The following is a 17855-nucleotide window of genomic DNA, read 5'->3' as shown; positions in this document are numbered from 1 at the left end:
CTTTTACTATTATATTCCTATTGACTCGTATTCGCTACTATTTGTTTCATGAATATTTTGCTCTTCGGCTATTTTTTTCTTGTAAGCCCGAAGAAAGTAAAGTTTGGAGGAAAAGCAGTGCATGATAATAAAATCCTGCATTAACTCTTCCTGCGGTGATAGCTTGGCATTGTTCACCACAACAATTTTGCAGCCGTGAAGGTGGCAAAACCACTCAACGAACTCAAAACCAAATCTGCATAACCTGTCCTTGTGTCCCACCACAATTTCAGAGATTTGATTTTCCGCAACTTGAGTCATTAATTTAAGAAAGTTTTTCCGCTTCCAGTTCATGCCACTAGCAACATCCTTGACGACTCGACATCCTGGGTAAGTTTTGCCTAAAAATTCTATTTGTGTGTCAAGGTCTAACAACTGGGTTTTTGTGCTGACACGGGCGTAAAGAACCCGCTCTTTATCCGTTGGAACTGTTTTGATAAAGGCTGACTCTGGATATCTCCGGTGTCCTCCAGGGAAATACATCCTATTTTCCCTAAGTCAGCCCATTCTGCCGTCGTCTTAGGGTGGTAGCCAAATTGTTTGTAAACTTGTTCTGGGGTTAGGTATTTCATCTTTCGGTTAAATACGATTAACCCCAGTATACTACGTTATTTCGAGATTAGAGAGTATGGCTAAATCTTGTGGTACTGGCATACTTAGGCAAGCTCGGTAAGAGTCTTACCCACGCTATAATTATAAAGATTAAATGCAGTAAGTCAGTTGACATCAAAAAACCAACCTGTGTAAATAAATGTAAAATTGCTGAAAACCTCTGGCCTCTTTACCCTTGCCTTTTGCCTTGCTGTAAGGACAATTTTTAACGCCAACCTACATTAGGGCGTTCAATGAAAAAGCAGATAATAGAGGAATATTTGCGAGAAACAGATAATCCAGAAGAAGATGAAAAATATGTAATTAATTTCCTCAATTCTGAGCGATTAAATTCTCGCACTGATGATGATCAAACTTTGCTTTTGTGTTGTTTTGAAAAGCAGATTTAGAAATTGTAGGTTGGGTTGAAGAATGAAACCCAACATTTTCGAGATTTATGAGATTTTGTTGGGTTTGGCAAAGCTCAACCCTTTATAACCCCATAACAATTTGCTGTCAAGTTTAAAAGGTTCATTGTTGCTTCTATTGATTTGGTTTAGCCATCCTTTTATTTTCTCCTCTAATGTAATCACAGTTACGGCTAAATTTTCCGGTTTCTTTTGGCTTATACGCTGTGTTAAGATTGGATTGCCATTTTGCAAAAGTGATACATGATCTGTATCTAAAATATATAATTTTGCCACTATGCCACTATATACTATTCTCACCATCATTTTTCTTAATTGATTTACGCTGTGTCAAATTTTGTATAAGTCTGGTGGGCAAAACTTGTACTGAGATTGTCGAAGTATGCCCACCCGAGAAAACTTAACCATTTGAGGATTATACAATTTAGGCGCTTAACAGCTTACCAGCTAAAAAACAAAAATCCTAGAGTTTGACTGGTTGCTTATTTTCTGTAGCTTGGTAAGGACTATTATTGTTAACAGGTTGTGATTCCAAAAAGGCTTCTTTACCTGTAATTAATCGAGAGCGACGATTACGAGTAATATAATTCCACGCCCATTGAATTACGACTACTATTTTAGTGTCAAACTCGATTAAGAAGTAGATATGAATTATTAACCAAAATACCCAAGCTAGGAAACCTGTAAGTTTAACAAAACCTAAATCTACTACGGCTAAATTTTGCCCAATCATTGCCAAACTACCCACGTCAGTGTAATGAAATTCTGGCAAAGTATGACCTTGAAGCCGTAGTTGAATTAGTCCACCTACATACTCTCCTTGTTGTTTGGCTACGGGTGCAACACCTGGTAAAGGTTTACCCGTTTGATGGGAGAAATTTGCTAGATCTCCAATTACGAAAATGTTTTTATAATCCTTAATGGTTAAGTTTGGTTCTACAATTACTCTGCCAGAGAAATCGCACTCTACACCTGTTTTTTGTGCCAGAACTTTCCCCATAGCTGAACCTTGAACACCCGCAGCCCATAATATAGTTTTTGAGGGAATTTCTGTGATTTCATCGCCTTGTTTAAAAGTAACAATATTATTTTCAATATTTGTTACTCTGGTGTTAGTGTGAATAATTACGCCCAACTTTTGCAAAGATTCTGCTGCTACTTTGGATAATACTGGGGCAATATGTGGGAGAATGCGATCGCCTCCTTGTAATAGTAAAATTCTCGTTTCTGATGTGTCAATGTTGCGGAAATCTTCTTTAAGAGTTTTGTATGCCAATTCGGAGATCGCACCTGCTAATTCTACACCAGTTGGACCTCCGCCTACAATCACAAAAGTCAAGAAAGCCTGGCGTTGTTTGACATCAGTTTCTTTTTCTGCTGCTTCAAATGCTGAAAATATCCGCCGCCGCATTTCTATTGCATCTTCCACAGTTTTCAAACCAGGAGCAAATTCTTTCCAGTGATCTTTACCAAAATAAGAATGGTTAGCACCTGTGGCGACAATTAATGTATCATAAGGTATGATTTCATCGCCTAAAATAACTTGTTGTTTTTTGGGGTCAATATCACTTACTTCTCCCAAAAACACTTTTGTATTCTTGCTTTTGCTGAATACAGATCGTAATGGTGCGGAAATATCAGCAGGTGATAATGTACCTGTGGCAACTTGATATAAAAGCGGCTGAAATAAGTGAAAATTACGTTTATCAATCAGAGTCACATTTACATTGGTATTAGCCAAGGCCTTTGCCGCATACAATCCACCAAACCCACCACCAATGATAACAACCTCATGTGGTGCATTATTTTCGCGTGGAACAACCATAAACAATATTTCCTTTTGTTAAGAGTCGTGTAACCTTTCTTAACAAATATGTAACAATATTATAATATATTTTGCCGTTTATTAAGAACACTTGACAAAATACTAAAAGTAGTCAAGGTTACTAATATTCAGTCATGGCTGATATTCCTGTTCTACAGCTAAATATTCAGGAACATTCATAAGTTCTTGAAAATCTTGGAAATTCATCAAACCGGGTAAATTATCAGTATTTCCCTGTGCTTTCAAATGACGGAAACACACATTCATGACTTCAGTGACAGCCATAAGTGCAGTCAGGGGAAAAAAGACAATTTTAAACCCCAAATTTTGCAATTCTTGAGGAGAAATTGGCGGAGTTTTACCACCTTCAACAATATTTGCAACTAATGGTACATGAGGAAAAGCAGCGGCTATAGTTTGCAACTCTAGCACAGATTGGGGAGCTTCCACAAACAACACATCTGCACCAGCATTAATATATAATTGACCACGATGAATAGCTTCTGCTAAACCCAAAGGACCGCGGGCATCAGTTCGAGCTATAATTACCAAACTACTATCACCTCGCGCTTCTACCGCAGCCCGGATTTTTCCCGCGTGTTCAGTCGCATAAATCACTCTTTTACCTGTAAAATGACCGCATTTCTTCGGCCATTCCTGGTCCTCTAAAATTATCCCTGCTAAACCCAATTGAACCGCATCTTTGACGGTTCGCATGACATTTAAAGCATTACCATAACCCGTATCACAATCAGCAATTAAAGGTATATTAATTGACCTAGCTATCCGGCCGATACTGTAAAAATTTTCCGTAGCAGTGAGAAAACCATAGTCAGGTAAACCCAAGGTAGAAGCAGCAATACCGAAACCGCTAGTAGCAGCGACATCAAAACCCGCTTTTTCTACCAATTTTGCACTCAAACAGTCATAAACACCAGGAATAACGATAATTTCAGGACGTGCGAGTAATTCCCGCAGTTTTTGAGCAGCCAACATACAAGTAACCATAAATGGACTATTTTCAGAATACAATAAATACTGTAAAAACGTTTTAGGAAACCTACAATATTGATTGTATTTCTTTTTTGCGTCTTTGCTCCTTTGCTCCTTGACGCGAAATCAAATTAAATATTTTTAAATTCACATTTAAATTAATCACAAATGAGTAAACCCATAGAAGTTCGCAACCCCCGCACAGGTAAATTTGATTATGTCATTGTTCCTCCACCACCAAAATTACTTTCCCAGCAGTGTCACAGGCTGCGAAGGGGACAAATTATCTGGCAAAAATTAGCAGTCGAGGAAAGAATTGTGGCCTTAAAACAATGGAAACAAGCTATATTATCAGAACGGACTCAATTAACAGAAGCTTTAGTTAGTGATACGGGTAGATTATCAACATCAATCATGGAAATAGATTCATTTATTGCTAATATTGATAAATGGTGTAATTTAGCTCCGCAATTACTACAAAGCACAGCTAAAAATACATCTATTCCTTTTATTTCTTTACAACAAACTGCTGTTCCTTATCCTCTTGTTGGCGTAATTAGTCCTTGGAACTTTCCCTTATCTTTGTCTACCATTGATACAATTCCTGCCTTATTAGCTGGTTGTGCTGTTATAGTTAAACCTAGTGAAATAACTCCTCGTTTTGTCGCTCCTTTAATGACTACCGTAAACAATATACCCCAATTAAGAGAGGTTTTAAATTTTGTGGAAGGAGGATCACAAACAGGAGCAGCTTTAATTGAAGATGTAGATTTAATTTGTTTTACAGGTAGTGTAGAAACTGGGCGTTTAGTCGCTGAAAATGCCGCAATTAATTTTATTCCAGCTTTTTTAGAATTGGGAGGAAAAGACCCAGCTATTGTTTTAGAATCAGCGGATTTAGATTTAGCAACCTCAGCAATTTTATGGGCTTCTGTAACTAATACCGGACAGTCATGTTCAGCCATTGAAAGAATTTATGTTGCTGAATCTATATTTGAAGAATTTTATCATCAATTAGTGACTAAAGCCCATCAATTAAAACTAGCCTATCCAACTATTGACAGCGGTGAAATTGGTCCAATTATTTCCGAAAAACAAGCAGCCATTATTAATGATCATTTACAAGATGCTATCTTAAAAGGGGCATTAATTCACTGTGGTGGTAAAGTAGAAGAACTGGGTGGGGGTTGGTGGTGTCGTCCCACAGTTATCACTCAAGTTAACCATTCCATGCAAATAATGACTGAAGAAACATTCGGACCAATTATGCCTGTGATGTGTTTTGCTAATCTTGAAGAAGCAGTAAATTTAGCCAATGATTCTATTTATGGACTTAGTGCTGCTGTATTTGCAGAATCAGAAGAATTAGCAATAGAAGTTGCCAATCAAATAGAAGCTGGTACTATTAGTATTAATGATGCTGGTTTAAGTTCATTAATTAATGAAGGAGACAGAAATGCTTTTAAATTTTCTGGTTTGGGAGGTTCACGGATTGGTACAATGGGTTTAAATCGCTTCCTACGAAAAAAAGCATTTTTGAGGAAAACTAACTCTAATAAAGATCCTTGGTGGTTTAATAATATATCTGAATGATTAAGCAGTTGAGGATGATTTAACATTTATCCCTCAAAAAAAGAATATCAGCAATAAATCCTGACTACAAACTTTCCTCTCCTGTGAAAAAAAAGGTAAAATACTAATACTCTAGTTAATTTCCCATTTAGTAAGGTAAGAACATGACTAAAAATGACAAAATCAACTTCTCTACTCCCAGTGGTTTTCCTGAATTTCTACCCAGCGAAAAGCGACTAGAAGTACATTTACTAGATATTATTCGCAAGGTTTTTGAAAGTTATGGTTTTACACCCATTGAAACCCCAGCAGTGGAACGGTTAGAAGTGTTGCAAGCTAAAGGTAATCAAGGTGATAATATTATTTATGGTATCGAACCAATTTTACCACCAAATCGCCAAGCAGAAAAGGATAAATCGGGAGAAACTGGTTCAGAAGCTAGAGCTTTAAAATTTGATCAAACTGTTCCTTTTGCTGCTTATATTGCGCGTCATTTGAATGAATTGACTTTTCCGTTTGCTCGTTATCAAATGGATATGGTTTTTCGCGGTGAACGGGCAAAAGATGGACGTTTTCGGCAGTTTCGGCAATGTGATATTGATGTGGTTGCTCGTGGTAAACTCAGTTTACTTTATGATGCCCAAATGCCGGCAATTATTACAGAAATCTTTGAAAAAATTAATATTGGTGATTTTGTTATTCGCATTAATAACCGCAAAATCCTCACAGGTTTTTTTCAGTCTGTAGGAATTGCAGAACAGCAAATTAAAACCTGTATTAGTATTATTGATAATTTGGAAAAAATTGGCGAGGTTAAGGTTAAACAAGAGTTAGAAAAAGAAGGTATTTCTTCCGAACAAACGGAGAAAATTATTGATTTTATTAAAATTGATGGCAGTATTGATGATATTTTAGATAAACTCAAACATTTAGCCGAAAATATTCCCGAAGCAGCAGAATTTAATTTAGGGGTAACGGAATTAGAAACTGTAATTAATGGGGTGAGAAATTTAGGAGTTGCTGATAAACGTTTTTGTATTGACTTGTCTATTGCCCGTGGTTTAAATTACTATACTGGCACAGTTTATGAAACTACTCTATTAGGCCATGAAGCTTTGGGGAGTATTTGTTCTGGTGGGAGATATGAAGAATTGGTAGGAATTTTTATCGGTGAAAAAATGCCTGGTGTGGGTATTTCTATCGGTTTAACTCGGTTAATTAGTCGCTTGTTAAAAGCGGGTATTCTTAATACTTTATCTGCGACACCAACTCAGGTAGTGGTAGTGAATATGCAAGAGGATTTAATGCCTATTTATTTACAAATATCACAACAATTACGTCAAGGGGGGATTAATGTTGTAACTAACTTTGAAAAACGCCCTTTAGGTAAACAATTTCAAGCCGCAGATAAACAAGGAATTAGGTTTTGTGTAATTATTGGTGCGGAGGAAGCAGCAGCGCGAAAATCATCATTAAAAGATCTACAAAGTGGTGAACAAATAGAAGTAAATTTGGCAGATTTGGTAGAGGAAATTAAACGGAGAATTACTAATCATTAAACATACAGCAAGTTCAGCTTGAGTGAGGTACACTTTGTGCAGGCAAGATGCCCGCACCACAAGAGTTTTATTATTAATATCTGTACTTCATAATATCGGGAACTGTTGTAATTAAAGATTAGACCTCGACCAAATTTAACTATACCTTATGCACAAACCTTGTAGAGATGTTATAGAAAACGTCTCTACATTCTCTAAATTGTAGAGAGAAAAAGGCAATATAGCAGCTTTTAATCTAACTCTCTACGCCCTTCTAATGCTCTGGCCAGGGTTAATTCATCAGCATATTCTAAATCACCACCTACGGGTAAACCAAAGGCAATACGAGTTACTTTAGTAAAGGGTTTGAGTAGTTGAGCTATGTATAATGTTGTCGTTTCCCCTTCGATACTGGGACTAATGGCTAAAATCACCTCTTGAGGTTTTTGTTCGCTTACCCGTCTCACTAAAGCTTGAATAGTTAACTGTTCTGGACCAATACCATCCATGGGGGAAATTACGCCACCTAAAACATGATATTTACCTTTATATTCGCGGGTTTTTTCTAAAGCAATCAGATCACGAGAATCTGCGACTACACAAATAGTGCTATTATCTCGCTGAGGATGACGACAAATTTCACATACTGGGTCTGCGGACAGGTGAAAACAAACTTGACACAAACCCACTTGTTTTTTTGCGTCAATAAGTGCTTGAGCTAAAGCTTCTACTTCTGCTTCTGGTCTTTTTAAGATGTGCAAAGCTAATCGTTGGGCGCTTTTGGGACCAACTCCGGGGAGCCGTTGCAGTTGTTCAATTAATCGAGCTAGGGGACGTGCGTAAACCGTAATTTTGCCTCCGGGTTTTTTCTCTATTTTACAATAGACATCTGGAGGTAATTAAATGTGCGTGGTTTGAAACCCTTGTAGAGACGTTCTATAGAACGTCTCTACATTCATTTTCACCAGATGTCTAATAAATATGTTTTGCACCAAGGCACAAAGGAGCAAAGATGCAAAGTCTGAGCAAGTTCAACAAGTAAATATCATAATTATGATTTATGCGAAGAGACTCAATCTTTTATAAACTCTTTCAACAAAACCCATCTTTGTTGTTTGAACTATTGACAGATCCGCCGATTAATGCTGAATCTTATCGTTTTGATTCTGTAGCTGTTAAAGAACCGACATTTACAATTGATGGTGTATTTTTACCACCTGAAATTGATGGACAAGGAATAGTATATTTCTGTGAGGTACAATTTCAGAAAGATGAACAATTGTATGAAAGAATATGTGCCGAAACCTCACTATATTTTTATCGTCATCGTCAAAGATTCTGTGATTGGCAAGTAGTAATTATTTATCCATCTCGCAAGACAGAACAAAATGATATTTATCCCCATCGTGGATTCCTTAATAGTCCCCAAGTACATCGAGTATATTTAGATGAATTGGGAGATATTCAGAAATTACCATTAGGGTTAGGTATAATGTTACTAACTACCCTGGAAGAAAGTCAAGCTCCAGCCATAGCTAGGTATTTATTAAACAGAACCCATGAGGAGATTGTAACACCATCCAGTCAAGTTATTATAGAAATGATCACGACCATCATGGTGTACAAGTTTGAAAAATTGAGTCGTCGGGAGGTAGAATCCATGTTAGATATTACGCTCAAAGAAACTAGAGTTTATCGAGAAATTAAAGAGGAAGGAAGGGAAGAGGGAAGAGAAGAAGGACTGGAGGAAGGACTAGAACAAGGTCTGGAACAAGGCATAGAACAAGGCATACAACAAGCGACAATTGGTTTGGTGATTCGACAACTAACAAAGCGGTTTGGTAAAATATCTCAAAGAAAGATAAAATCTATTTCTGGTTTACCATTATCTGTTTTGGAAGAATTGAGTGAAGCACTTTTAGATTTTAATAGTTTAGCCGATTTACAATCTTGGTTATTAATACATACTCCGGGAAAAATTGACTAACTATGTATTCTCGGTTCTGGGTGTAAAGTTGATAATAATTGACTTTCCACCTCTGCTAATTCATCTAATCTGTCCATGACAATTTTTCGCTCAAAATAGGTATCAGCTAAAACCCAATATGTGCCAAAATGTCGGGCTTCTGAGGCCATTAAACTGCGGTAAAATTGAGCTAATTCTGGTTCTGGACAATTAGCAGCTAGAAGTCCTAAACGTTCATGACTACGGGCTTCTATCAAACCGGTGACGAGTAAAGAATCTAAAAATCTGTGGGGTTCTTGGCCGCGAACTTGGGATTTTAAGCCGGCACCGTAGGGGGGTGCGGATAGGGCTGCAAGTTTAATCTGACGGCGTTCTAGCCATTGGTTGACTAGTTCAAAGTGTTCTAATTCTTCACAAGCGATCGCTGTTAATTCCCTAATCATTTTATGATGAGAAGGATAACGAAACATCATATTTAATGCTACTCCTGCGGCTTTGCGTTCACAGTGGGAGTGATCTAATAAAATCATATCAATATTAGCGATCGCTTGCTCTACCCAAGCATCATTAGTAGGTTGTTTGAGAGCATTAATAGTGGGTAAAGGTGAACTCAGCACAGCAAAAATAACTCCGAGTTGAACAATTTAGCTAATTTATTTTACAGCGATTTTCTGTAATTGCTGATTTTCTTGATCATTAAGAAAAGTTTTTTAAGAATCTCAATAACTGCTTAGTTTTTGGTGTTAGTAAGGTGCGACGATAAGCGTCTGCGGCTTTTTTAATTGCTTCTGCTTGGGTTGGATAAGGATGAATTACACTACTAAGTTTACTTAAACCGATTTTATTGACAATAGCTGTGGTAATTTCCGAAATCATCTCACCAGCATGATTAGCAACAATGGTTGCACCGAGAATTTGATCTGATCCTTTCTGGTAATGAATCTTTAAAAAACCAGATTCTTCCTGATCTGCGATCGCTCGATCTATACTTCTAAAGGGAATCTTGATAGTTTCTATTTCTATCCCCAATTTTTGAGCATCATTTTCATACATTCCCACATGAGCAATTTCCGGGCTAGTATATGTCACCCAGGGCATGATTAAACTACTGAGTTTAGATCGTCCCCAACCAAAGGGGGAAAATAGAGTATTTTTAATCACAATTCGCGCCGCCGCATCAGCTGCGTGAGTAAATTTCCAATTCATGCAGATATCACCAGCTGCGTAAATTTTGGGATTTGTAGTTTGCAAATAATCATTCACTTTTACACCCAAATTCAGATCATATTCTACACCTGCTGCCGCCAAATTCAAATTTTCCACATTCGGCGCTCGTCCCGCACCAACTAATATTTCATCAACTGTCACCGAGTCTCGTTCACTATTCACAGAAAAATAGAGTCGTTTTCCCTCCGTTACTGTCACCACTTCTTCTAATTGACAATTTAATACTAAACGAATACCTTCATCAATTAAAACTTTTTGTAAAATTTCCGCTGCTTCCCTATCTTCCTTGTTTAAAATTTGTGAACCACGATCAAATAATATTACCTCACAACCCAACCTGCGAAATGTTTGGGCTAATTCACAACCAATAGGACCACCACCAATTATTGCTAATTTTTCTGGTTTTTGAGTTAGAGAAAAAACAGTTTCATTAGTTAAATAACCGGCTGCTTCAATTCCGCGAATTTTCGGTTTAATAGCCCTAGCACCAGTAGCAATTACAGCTTTTTTAAATTTTAATGTTTTATGGGCAACTTCTATAGTATTATTATTTGTAAATTTACCATCACCTAAAAAAACATCAATTCCTAAACTTTTAAATCTTTCCACGGAATCATGATGACTAATACTAGCCCGAATGCGTCGCATTCTTTTCATAATTGTGGAAAAATCAACATCAAATTGTTGGGAAATATTAACACCTAAATCCTTAGCTTTCTGCATTTCTCCAACTACACGGGAAGAACGAATTAAACATTTAGAAGGTATACAACCAAAATTCAAACAATCTCCTCCCATGAGATTTTTTTCAATTAATGCAATTTTCAAACCTATATCTAAACCCGCAGCACCCGCAGCCACAACTAAACCCGCAGTTCCCCCACCAATTACTACCAAATCATAAAAATCAGCAGGTTGAGGATTAACCCAATTATCGGGATGAACATTTTTAAGTAGTTTTTGATTATACTCATCCATGGGACGAATTGTCACTCTTGAAGATTCGGAAATTGACATTTATTTTACCTCTAAATTATCAAGGATAAAGTATTTTTTGATTATCTAATCTTTATTTAATAGATATATCATGATCAAAAATTTGTCAGTTTTGTATTTAACAAATCTAGAATATTTCGGAGTTTGAGAGATTAATCATGAGCAGCCAAGCACTAGTATTTAAGTTGACTCATTACTTAGGAAAATCATTCTAATATCTCCTCTTTTAAAGCTTTTTTAGCTATCTTAGTTACATAAACCGTAACCGCAATTGTGGCTATTAAACCAATAATTTGAATTACCCAATGGAGAATCATATTATCAGGTTGACTCTTATTACCAATTAAAGCTAAATCTCCTGCTAAATGTCCCAGATAAACATACATAATTGTCCCCGGAATCATCCCGACTGAAGCCAAAAAATAGTCTTTTAAAGAAACACTAGTAACTCCCAAAGCGTAGTTTAATAAATTGAAAGGAAATAAAGGAGAAAGTCGAATTAAAAAGACAATTTTTAATCCTTCTTTGCTAACGGCTTGATCAATATTGGCAAATTTTTTGTAACTAGAAATTTTTTGTTTTACCCAACCTCTAGCTAAATAACGTCCTACCAAAAATGCAGCTACAGCACCCAAAGTAGCACCGATAAACACATATAAAGAACCCCAAATTACACCAAAAATTACTCCAGCACCTAAAGTTAGAATTGCGGCTGGTAAAAAAGCTAAAGTAGCAATAATGTAGATAGCAATAAATACTACTCCACCTAAAGCACCAAGGCCATTCACCCATTGTAAAGTATTTTGTAAAAATGCCAGGAAACTGGGAGAAGATGCTTTGATAGATTCTTGTACTAAAGCCAAATCTATTTCTGATAAAAATGTCATAACCATGAAAATTTTTTACAATTTTGAAGAAGAGTACCAATTACGAATTTGATTGGGGGAAATACCCAATAAATAAGCAATGATAATAATTTGATTCAGAATAGTAGTTTGCAAAATTCCTTTTTTTAACCACCGACGTGGTGAAGTAATTACAGGCGCTGATAATAGATGAATTTTGCCGAGATGTTTTAATTTTCTGATCATTTCAAAATCTTCCATAATCGGTATTTCTGGGAAATTACCAACTTTTTGAAATACATCTTTAGTGATAAAAATGGCTTGATCACCATAGGGCATTTGTAAAAGATTGCATCTCCATTTTACACCAAACTCGACAAAACGCAACCCCCAATGAGATGAATTTATTTGTAAAGCAAATGCACCAGCCGCAATTCCTGGTTTTGCTAATGTTTTCCGAATCATTTGATCAAAATTAGTTGGTAAATTGGTATCACCATGAAGAAACAGCAAAATTTCCCCAGTCGCAACCACAGCACCCATATTCATTTGATTAGCACGTCCAGGAGGAGAGACAATTATCTTAGCACCCAAGGATTTAGCTATTAATAATGTTTCATCTTTTGAACCACCGTCAACAACTATTATTTCTATATTTGTGCTGGATTTTGTGCTATTAATTGCACTTTCAATATTATCAGCTTCATTGAGAGTGGGAATAATAATAGAAATTTGCTTTTGGTGAGTATTCTGATTAATAATTTCTTTCATGATTATCATCATTATCTATATTATTGAAAAGCCCACTTTCAACCATCATCTGCGGCCAAATTAATAGAAAAAACCCCATCCAAATTAATAGCGGAATAGCCAATAAAATTGTAAACCAAATAATTTTAAATATTAACAAACTACCACTAATTAATGTGATAGTAGTCAGGATAATTGACCAAGGTTGACACCACCAAGGTTTATATTTCCAGGGGCTAATTGTTTGTTGTTCAGACATTTTTCTATGAAGAAATTTATGGATTTGTTTTTTAGTTTAGCAGGGAATGTCTATTTCAGGCTAGGAAGTTGTTGGTAAAGGTAAAAGCAGGGTTAGGTTTCTGGAGATTATTGGTTTCATTTAATACTTTTAAAAAATCCTCTCAGAAGTTGTTTTCAAAGTCAAGCTAGATAGTAACTATAGATGAATATCCTTTGGTTAGAACCTCTGAAAAATAGCTTAAATGGTTTGAAAGTTTCTGTTGAGAAAGAAATTTTCCTCGATACACTTAAAAATACAATGTGGAGTGAAGAATCTGGAAAACAACCACCTACTTTAAACCCGGAGGAAATTATACAATATTTGCTACAACTGGGAATTATTGACAGGCGTTATGATAAGCGTGTTAATATGTATGGTTTTGGGGTAAAACGTCCGAAACGATAGATAGGTTTTTCAAATTCTCACAAAATACAGCACTTCACGGTGTTATGAGTTACATATTTAGCGGGCAAGATGCCCGCACCACAAGAGTTTCATGATTCAACTTTGTACCTCATCAGATCGTAAACCGCTGTATTAGACAGGCAAGATGCCTGTCCGAAAAGAGTTTTATTTAGACTTTAATAAACCAGCGTTTCTGATACATCAAAACAGCAATACTATACCAAAATAACGCGGTAAAAAGTGCAAATAAAAATGAACCGTTGAAATTTCCCGCCCAAGATGCAAAAATATTTTGATCAATCCAATTATAGATACTACCAATTTGGGTTTTCACTGTAATTTTAATTAGAATCACCGAAGCCACAAAAAGAGCGATCGCATACTATGGAAATTGAGACTGAAAATGTTATTTCTGACTAATTGTGGGCGGATTAATTTCTGCATATTGTTGAGGTGTCAACATTGCTTCCTGAACCTTGACAGGTTTGGGAAGAACACCATTTTGATAGAAATAATCTGCAACTCGCTGTTGATCCTTAATTAATGCTGGTGAAATGGCTCTCAACCCATAGGTGCGTCGGCTAATTACTAAATCCATCACATCAGGAGGTAATTTTTGATATTGTGCAGTTAAGACTGCGGTTTCTTTAGGATGTGCTTGCGCCCATTTCTGAATTTTATCAATTTCTTCAATAACTATGCGCAACAATTTAGGATTATCAATGGCAAATTGTTTAATGCCAACATAGTATCCACCAGGAGAATTAATGCCAAGGGCATTCCTAAGAATGCGTACCTTACCTTCTTTTTCAGCCCGCGCTAGATGGGGATCTCCTGTTACCCAAACAGGAATTTTTCCTTGAAGAAAAGCACTAGCAGCTTCTACATTAGGTAAACTTTGAACTTTAATATCACTATATTTCAAACCTACTTCTTCTAAAGCTCTCAGGATAAAATAGTGTGATGCAGAAGCTTTTTGGAAAACTACGGTTTTTCCTTTCATATCTTTGACGCTTTTAATGGGAGAATTCGGTGGTACTACAATCGCACTCCCTTTCCCACTCTCTTTAGTTTGTCGTGAACCAACAATATAAACAATTTGAGCGCCAGCGGCTTGGGCAAAAATAGGCGGAGTTTCCCCCACAGAACCTATATCTATTCTGCCAACATTCATAGCTTCCATTAATTGTGGCCCTTGGGCAAATTGGGCCCATTCCACCTTCACACCCAAAGGGTCTAGACGTTTTTCTAAAACCTTTGTGATTCTCACCAAATCCCCAGCTTGTTGATACCCTACACGAATAACATTGGTTTTAATGCCAGGTGTTTTTGAAGCTTGAGCTATTTTGGTATCCGATACTTTAGATATTTCTGCATCTAATACTTTAGCTATTTTGGTATCTGATACTTTAAATACTCTAGGTATGTTACTAGCTGATATTTTGCTTGTCAGAGATTGGGTTACTACTTTTTGATTTTCTGCCTTGCAACTTACTAATGTTAAAGAAGTTGCTAAGGTTAATAAGCCAGGTACTAAGAGTAACTTAAAACGGCCAAGCATATTCTGATGTTGAGCTTTGACTGTAGAAATCATAGATTTTCTTTTTTGTGAGTTTGAAAAGAAAATTAGTAATCAGATATTGGTAATTCGAGTTTAATTTTTTTGCCCAAATGATGAATAATTTATTAATCACTTGGAATAAAATAAAACTACGGTTTATTGGTCGAGTTACCGGGGATTACTCCAGTAGTATCACATGACTGCAAATAAATGTCAAGTGGTTTGACTAGAAAATATATGCTGTTACTGGTGCAAGAGAAGGTTCACGAAGTTAAAATCTGCCCTAATATTCCCCATTATCGGCGTTGGTTTTTAGTCTCGATATATAAATTTACATTTACTCACACCTTTATGACTTGATTTTTGTGGAAATCTGTGATATGTTAATCACATCTACTATTTCTTGATAGATTTAGTGTAGTTTTATTTTTATCAAAGTAGTTAGCTTTCAGAAGTTAGCTTCCCGCCTTTGAATAAGGATAAGTTACACCCCTGATTTTTGTACTTGCGGAATACTGGCAGGAAATATTGATCTGCCTTACTTTTAAGAAGGTGAATATAATGTTTTATGGGTTAATTGAACAAGAATTGTCAGATGGAGAACCTTGGTCGCAAAGACAGCAAACGCAGTTACCAACACACATTCAAATATTAATAGAACAGGAACAGGTAAAACCAGATATTTGTGAATTACCAAAGGCACAAATGAAAAAATATCCCACAAGAGTTTGATTAAATCCCAGTCTACAATTCAAATACAGCATTCTCAAAAAAATGAACATAAATGTGAGTTTATGAATACAAAAATTTTTCAGATGTCGGCAGAAAAGAGTGTGATTTTCGCTGACGTTTTAGTTCTGGGTGGAGGTCCAGCAGGTACTTGGGCAGCACTTTCAGCAGCAGAACAAGGAGTTCGGGTTGTGTTAGCTGATAAAGGGTATTGCGGTACTTCAGGGGCAACAGCCCCATCTAATACTGGGGCATGGTATCTTCCAAAAGGTGGACAACGTGATGGAGAAATTGAGCGTCGGTTGTCGCGCTCAACAGGACTTGCAGATCGCCGTTGGTTGCAGCGTGTAATTGAGCAGGCGCAAAGAGGTTTAGATAAATTAGGTGATAGTGGCTATCCCTTTCCTTTAGATGATTTGGGAAATTCCTACCGTGCTAACTTACGCGGACCGGATTACATGGGTTTCATGCGACGGAGAGCGATCGCTGCTGGAGTACGCATTCTTGACCATCATCCCGCACTGGAACTACTTGCATCAAATGGAGCGATCGCCGGTGCAGCAGGTATTCATCCCCGCAGTGGGAATCTCTGGGAAGTTAGGGCGGGCGCCGTGGTCTTGGCAACTGGCGGCTGTGCTTTTCTGTCTCACGCTCTAGGTTGCGATGGTAATACTGGCGATGGTTATCTCATGGCAGCGGAGGCAGGTGTAAGACTATCTGGGATGGAGTTTTCCTCCCAATATGGCTTATCACCCGCTCATACTTCCGTGACTAAGGGGCTGACATTCTCCTTTGCCAGTTTTTATCTAGAAGATGGTTCTCCCTTACCAGAAACAGGGGAAGACCGCTCTGTACGCATCGCCCGCCAACTAATTGATGGCCAAAAAGTCTACGCGCTGATGAATCGTGGTAACTCTGTGGAACATGATTGGTTGCGTCAAGGTCAGCCTAATTGTTTTTTACCATTTGACAGAATTGGATTAGATCCATTCAAAGAGCGTTTTCCAGTTACCCTACGCTCAGAAGGTACTGTTCGTGGGGTAGGTGGACTGGAAATCATCAACGAGGATTGCGCCACAACAGTTCCGGGACTTTATGCAGCCGGCGATGCAGCCTCCCGTGAAAATATTGTCGGGGCTGTGTCAGGGGGAGGAAGTCCTAATGCGTCTTGGGCGATCGCCAGCGGCACCTGGAGTGGACGGGCAGCCGCAGGTTTTGCAGCCTCTCTCGGTGACAAGGCAGAGACGCGCTTAGTTCATGGTTTAGGTGAAGCGGGTCTGCGTCCTCGTAAACAGCCTAAAAGAGAGAGGCTAATCTCAGAAGTAATTAGTGGCGTTCAGGCTGAAACCTTACCCCTTGATGTCAATTTCTTTCGTTCTGGAGTCAGGATAGCATTGTCGCGTCAACGTTTAGATGCAGTATGGGCAGATGTCCGTGATTATCTAGTAGGTGAAGGTCGCAATGCTTTACGCGCACGGGAAGCCGCGGCAATGACAGCTACGGCTCGCTGGATATGGGCTAGTGCGGATGCACGGAAGGAAAGTAGAGGAATGCACCGACGCACAGATTTCACAACCACAGATGATACACAAACACGACGATTGTTGACTTTTGGGCTTGATGATGTTGCAGTTATGGCCGCAGAAAAACATTGGCAAGAGGTAGAGGTAGCATAATGATTGAAATTGTTGATAGTGATCGCTGTGTTGGCTGTGATATATGTGTGAACGTATGTCCACGGGATGTCTTCGATTCTGGAAGCGACGGACTAGCTGTGATTGCTCGCAAGTCAGATTGTCAGACTTGTTTTCTATGCGAACTGTACTGTCCTGTGGATGCTCTTTATGTGTCACCCTACGCCGAACTGGATGATGAGGTCGAATCAGAGCGGTTAATTGCCCAAAACCTGCTAGGTAGTTACACCCGTAATATGGGTTGGCATCGAGGCAAAATGGGGGGGACTGACAAAGATCCCACTCGACAACTCAGACTTATGAACAGATGAACAACGACCGGACAAAGTTTATGTGACGAATTTCACCACCTGTAATACCATGAAAAATATTCATGGTATTTTATTTGCGTTTGGGGATGTTTCCCGACGGTGGTT

General features: G+C 37.8%; 19 protein-coding genes and 1 pseudogene. 8 read left to right on the top strand and 12 right to left on the bottom strand.

The window, feature by feature from the left end; genetic code table 11:
- Window positions 1–9: 9 nt before the first annotated feature.
- Entirely contained in the window at window positions 10–522 is a 513-nt protein-coding gene (locus ACIR310F_RS21350) for an IS607 family transposase (protein ID WP_231387363.1), read from the bottom strand.
- Window positions 523–884: 362 nt separating this feature from the next.
- On the opposite strand from ACIR310F_RS21350, the gene ACIR310F_RS25140 reads away from it, so the two are divergent.
- Entirely contained in the window at window positions 885–1040 is a 156-nt protein-coding gene (locus ACIR310F_RS25140) for a hypothetical protein (RefSeq protein ID WP_331271298.1), read from the top strand.
- Window positions 1041–1085: 45 nt separating this feature from the next.
- Here ACIR310F_RS25140 and ACIR310F_RS21345 read toward each other — a convergent pair whose 3' ends face one another.
- The 3 genes from ACIR310F_RS21345 to ACIR310F_RS0102630 all read right to left on the bottom strand — a co-directional run bounded on the left by ACIR310F_RS21345 (window position 1086) and on the right by ACIR310F_RS0102630 (window position 3879).
- The gene (locus tag ACIR310F_RS21345) at window positions 1086–1364 is read right to left on the bottom strand and encodes a type II toxin-antitoxin system VapC family toxin (RefSeq protein WP_155963584.1); all 279 of its coding nucleotides are present in this window, start codon (window positions 1362–1364) and stop codon (window positions 1086–1088) included.
- A 157-nt stretch (window positions 1365–1521) separates the two neighbouring features.
- Entirely contained in the window at window positions 1522–2883 is a 1362-nt protein-coding gene (locus tag ACIR310F_RS0102635; protein WP_028082484.1) for an NAD(P)/FAD-dependent oxidoreductase, read from the bottom strand.
- Between the two features lie 132 nt (window positions 2884–3015).
- Window positions 3016–3879, bottom strand: a complete 864-nt coding sequence (locus tag ACIR310F_RS0102630) for an isocitrate lyase/PEP mutase family protein (protein ID WP_028082483.1) — start codon at window positions 3877–3879, stop codon at window positions 3016–3018.
- A 165-nt stretch (window positions 3880–4044) separates the two neighbouring features.
- Here ACIR310F_RS0102630 and ACIR310F_RS0102625 point away from each other — a divergent pair, with 165 nt between their 5' ends.
- Both ACIR310F_RS0102625 and hisS read left to right on the top strand, forming a co-directional pair.
- Window positions 4045–5469 carry an aldehyde dehydrogenase family protein gene (locus tag ACIR310F_RS0102625; protein WP_028082482.1) on the top strand — a complete coding sequence of 475 codons (1425 nt, stop codon included), beginning with the start codon at window positions 4045–4047 and terminating at the stop codon, window positions 5467–5469.
- Between the two features lie 143 nt (window positions 5470–5612).
- Complete coding sequence (gene hisS, locus ACIR310F_RS0102620; RefSeq protein ID WP_028082481.1) at window positions 5613–7007, top strand: histidine--tRNA ligase; 1395 nt, start codon at window positions 5613–5615, stop codon at window positions 7005–7007.
- Window positions 7008–7237: 230 nt separating this feature from the next.
- Here hisS and recR read toward each other — a convergent pair whose 3' ends face one another.
- A complete protein-coding gene (gene recR, locus ACIR310F_RS0102615; protein ID WP_190392953.1) occupies window positions 7238–7837 on the bottom strand; it encodes a recombination mediator RecR in 600 nt (199 codons plus the stop codon).
- 209 nt (window positions 7838–8046) lie between these two features.
- On the opposite strand from recR, the gene ACIR310F_RS0102610 reads away from it, so the two are divergent.
- Entirely contained in the window at window positions 8047–8973 is a 927-nt protein-coding gene (locus ACIR310F_RS0102610; protein ID WP_028082479.1) for an Rpn family recombination-promoting nuclease/putative transposase, read from the top strand.
- Here ACIR310F_RS0102610 and ACIR310F_RS0102605 read toward each other — a convergent pair.
- The 5 genes from ACIR310F_RS0102605 to ACIR310F_RS0102585 form a co-directional block, all read right to left on the bottom strand.
- Complete coding sequence (locus tag ACIR310F_RS0102605; RefSeq protein WP_028082478.1) at window positions 8970–9569, bottom strand: MiaE family protein; 600 nt, start codon at window positions 9567–9569, stop codon at window positions 8970–8972. The two genes, ACIR310F_RS0102610 and ACIR310F_RS0102605, sit on opposite strands and share 4 nt — an antisense overlap.
- A gap of 79 nt (window positions 9570–9648) precedes the next feature.
- Entirely contained in the window at window positions 9649–11196 is a 1548-nt protein-coding gene (locus tag ACIR310F_RS0102600) for a mercuric reductase (RefSeq protein ID WP_028082477.1), read from the bottom strand.
- A gap of 185 nt (window positions 11197–11381) precedes the next feature.
- Window positions 11382–12068, bottom strand: a complete 687-nt coding sequence (locus ACIR310F_RS0102595; RefSeq protein WP_028082476.1) for a TVP38/TMEM64 family protein — start codon at window positions 12066–12068, stop codon at window positions 11382–11384.
- A gap of 9 nt (window positions 12069–12077) precedes the next feature.
- Window positions 12078–12791 (bottom strand): TIGR04283 family arsenosugar biosynthesis glycosyltransferase, encoded by a 714-nt coding sequence (locus ACIR310F_RS0102590; protein ID WP_028082475.1) that lies wholly within the window; start codon window positions 12789–12791, stop codon window positions 12078–12080.
- The gene (locus ACIR310F_RS0102585) at window positions 12775–13029 is read right to left on the bottom strand and encodes a DUF6737 family protein (protein WP_028082474.1); all 255 of its coding nucleotides are present in this window, start codon (window positions 13027–13029) and stop codon (window positions 12775–12777) included. Before ACIR310F_RS0102585 ends, ACIR310F_RS0102590 begins: the two co-directional genes overlap by 17 nt.
- Window positions 13030–13212: 183 nt before the next feature.
- On the opposite strand from ACIR310F_RS0102585, the gene ACIR310F_RS0102580 reads away from it, so the two are divergent.
- A complete protein-coding gene (locus ACIR310F_RS0102580) occupies window positions 13213–13455 on the top strand; it encodes a hypothetical protein (protein ID WP_028082473.1) in 243 nt (80 codons plus the stop codon).
- Window positions 13456–13624: 169 nt separating this feature from the next.
- Here ACIR310F_RS0102580 and ACIR310F_RS0102575 read toward each other — a convergent pair.
- Window positions 13625–13834 (bottom strand): annotated as a pseudogene (locus ACIR310F_RS0102575) (DUF5009 domain-containing protein); the annotation flags it as partial.
- A gap of 27 nt (window positions 13835–13861) precedes the next feature.
- Complete coding sequence (locus ACIR310F_RS0102570) at window positions 13862–15049, bottom strand: aliphatic sulfonate ABC transporter substrate-binding protein (RefSeq protein WP_028082471.1); 1188 nt, start codon at window positions 15047–15049, stop codon at window positions 13862–13864.
- 528 nt (window positions 15050–15577) lie between these two features.
- On the opposite strand from ACIR310F_RS0102570, the gene ACIR310F_RS25135 reads away from it, so the two are divergent.
- From ACIR310F_RS25135 to ACIR310F_RS0102555, 3 genes are all read left to right on the top strand, one after another.
- Window positions 15578–15748, top strand: a complete 171-nt coding sequence (locus tag ACIR310F_RS25135) for a hypothetical protein (RefSeq protein WP_155963582.1) — start codon at window positions 15578–15580, stop codon at window positions 15746–15748.
- Window positions 15749–15810: 62 nt separating this feature from the next.
- A complete protein-coding gene (locus tag ACIR310F_RS0102560; RefSeq protein WP_028082470.1) occupies window positions 15811–17421 on the top strand; it encodes an FAD-dependent oxidoreductase in 1611 nt (536 codons plus the stop codon).
- Complete coding sequence (locus ACIR310F_RS0102555; RefSeq protein WP_028082469.1) at window positions 17421–17750, top strand: 4Fe-4S dicluster domain-containing protein; 330 nt, start codon at window positions 17421–17423, stop codon at window positions 17748–17750. The genes ACIR310F_RS0102560 and ACIR310F_RS0102555 overlap by 1 nt, the downstream gene beginning before the upstream one ends.
- Window positions 17751–17855: the final 105 nt, after the last annotated feature.

Source organism: Dolichospermum circinale AWQC310F (assembly GCF_000426925.1).
GTDB lineage: Bacteria > Cyanobacteriota > Cyanobacteriia > Cyanobacteriales > Nostocaceae > Dolichospermum > Dolichospermum circinale.
The sequence above is the reverse complement of the archived record's forward strand: the minus strand, read 5'-3'. Positions and strand labels throughout refer to the sequence as shown.

Excerpts from the sequence above, each read along its gene's own strand:
- hisS (WP_028082481.1), top strand. The coding sequence starts at position 5,613 with ATGACTAAAAATGACAAAATCAACTTCTCTACTCCCAGTGGTTTTCCT.
- ACIR310F_RS0102595 (WP_028082476.1), bottom strand. The coding sequence starts at position 12,068 with ATGGTTATGACATTTTTATCAGAAATAGATTTGGCTTTAGTACAAGAA.
- ACIR310F_RS0102590 (WP_028082475.1), bottom strand. The coding sequence starts at position 12,791 with ATGAAAGAAATTATTAATCAGAATACTCACCAAAAGCAAATTTCTATT.
- ACIR310F_RS25135 (WP_155963582.1), top strand. The coding sequence starts at position 15,578 with ATGTTTTATGGGTTAATTGAACAAGAATTGTCAGATGGAGAACCTTGG.
- ACIR310F_RS0102555 (WP_028082469.1), top strand. The coding sequence starts at position 17,421 with ATGATTGAAATTGTTGATAGTGATCGCTGTGTTGGCTGTGATATATGT.
- ACIR310F_RS21350 (WP_231387363.1), bottom strand. The coding sequence starts at position 522 with ATGTATTTCCCTGGAGGACACCGGAGATATCCAGAGTCAGCCTTTATC.
- ACIR310F_RS0102630 (WP_028082483.1), bottom strand. The coding sequence starts at position 3,879 with ATGTTGGCTGCTCAAAAACTGCGGGAATTACTCGCACGTCCTGAAATT.
- ACIR310F_RS0102585 (WP_028082474.1), bottom strand. The coding sequence starts at position 13,029 with ATGTCTGAACAACAAACAATTAGCCCCTGGAAATATAAACCTTGGTGG.
- ACIR310F_RS0102580 (WP_028082473.1), top strand. The coding sequence starts at position 13,213 with ATGAATATCCTTTGGTTAGAACCTCTGAAAAATAGCTTAAATGGTTTG.
- ACIR310F_RS0102610 (WP_028082479.1), top strand. The coding sequence starts at position 8,047 with ATGCGAAGAGACTCAATCTTTTATAAACTCTTTCAACAAAACCCATCT.
- ACIR310F_RS0102635 (WP_028082484.1), bottom strand. The coding sequence starts at position 2,883 with ATGGTTGTTCCACGCGAAAATAATGCACCACATGAGGTTGTTATCATT.
- ACIR310F_RS0102625 (WP_028082482.1), top strand. The coding sequence starts at position 4,045 with ATGAGTAAACCCATAGAAGTTCGCAACCCCCGCACAGGTAAATTTGAT.
- ACIR310F_RS0102560 (WP_028082470.1), top strand. The coding sequence starts at position 15,811 with ATGAATACAAAAATTTTTCAGATGTCGGCAGAAAAGAGTGTGATTTTC.
- ACIR310F_RS21345 (WP_155963584.1), bottom strand. The coding sequence starts at position 1,364 with ATGATGGTGAGAATAGTATATAGTGGCATAGTGGCAAAATTATATATT.
- ACIR310F_RS0102570 (WP_028082471.1), bottom strand. The coding sequence starts at position 15,049 with ATGATTTCTACAGTCAAAGCTCAACATCAGAATATGCTTGGCCGTTTT.
- ACIR310F_RS0102600 (WP_028082477.1), bottom strand. The coding sequence starts at position 11,196 with ATGTCAATTTCCGAATCTTCAAGAGTGACAATTCGTCCCATGGATGAG.
- ACIR310F_RS25140 (WP_331271298.1), top strand. The coding sequence starts at position 885 with ATGAAAAAGCAGATAATAGAGGAATATTTGCGAGAAACAGATAATCCA.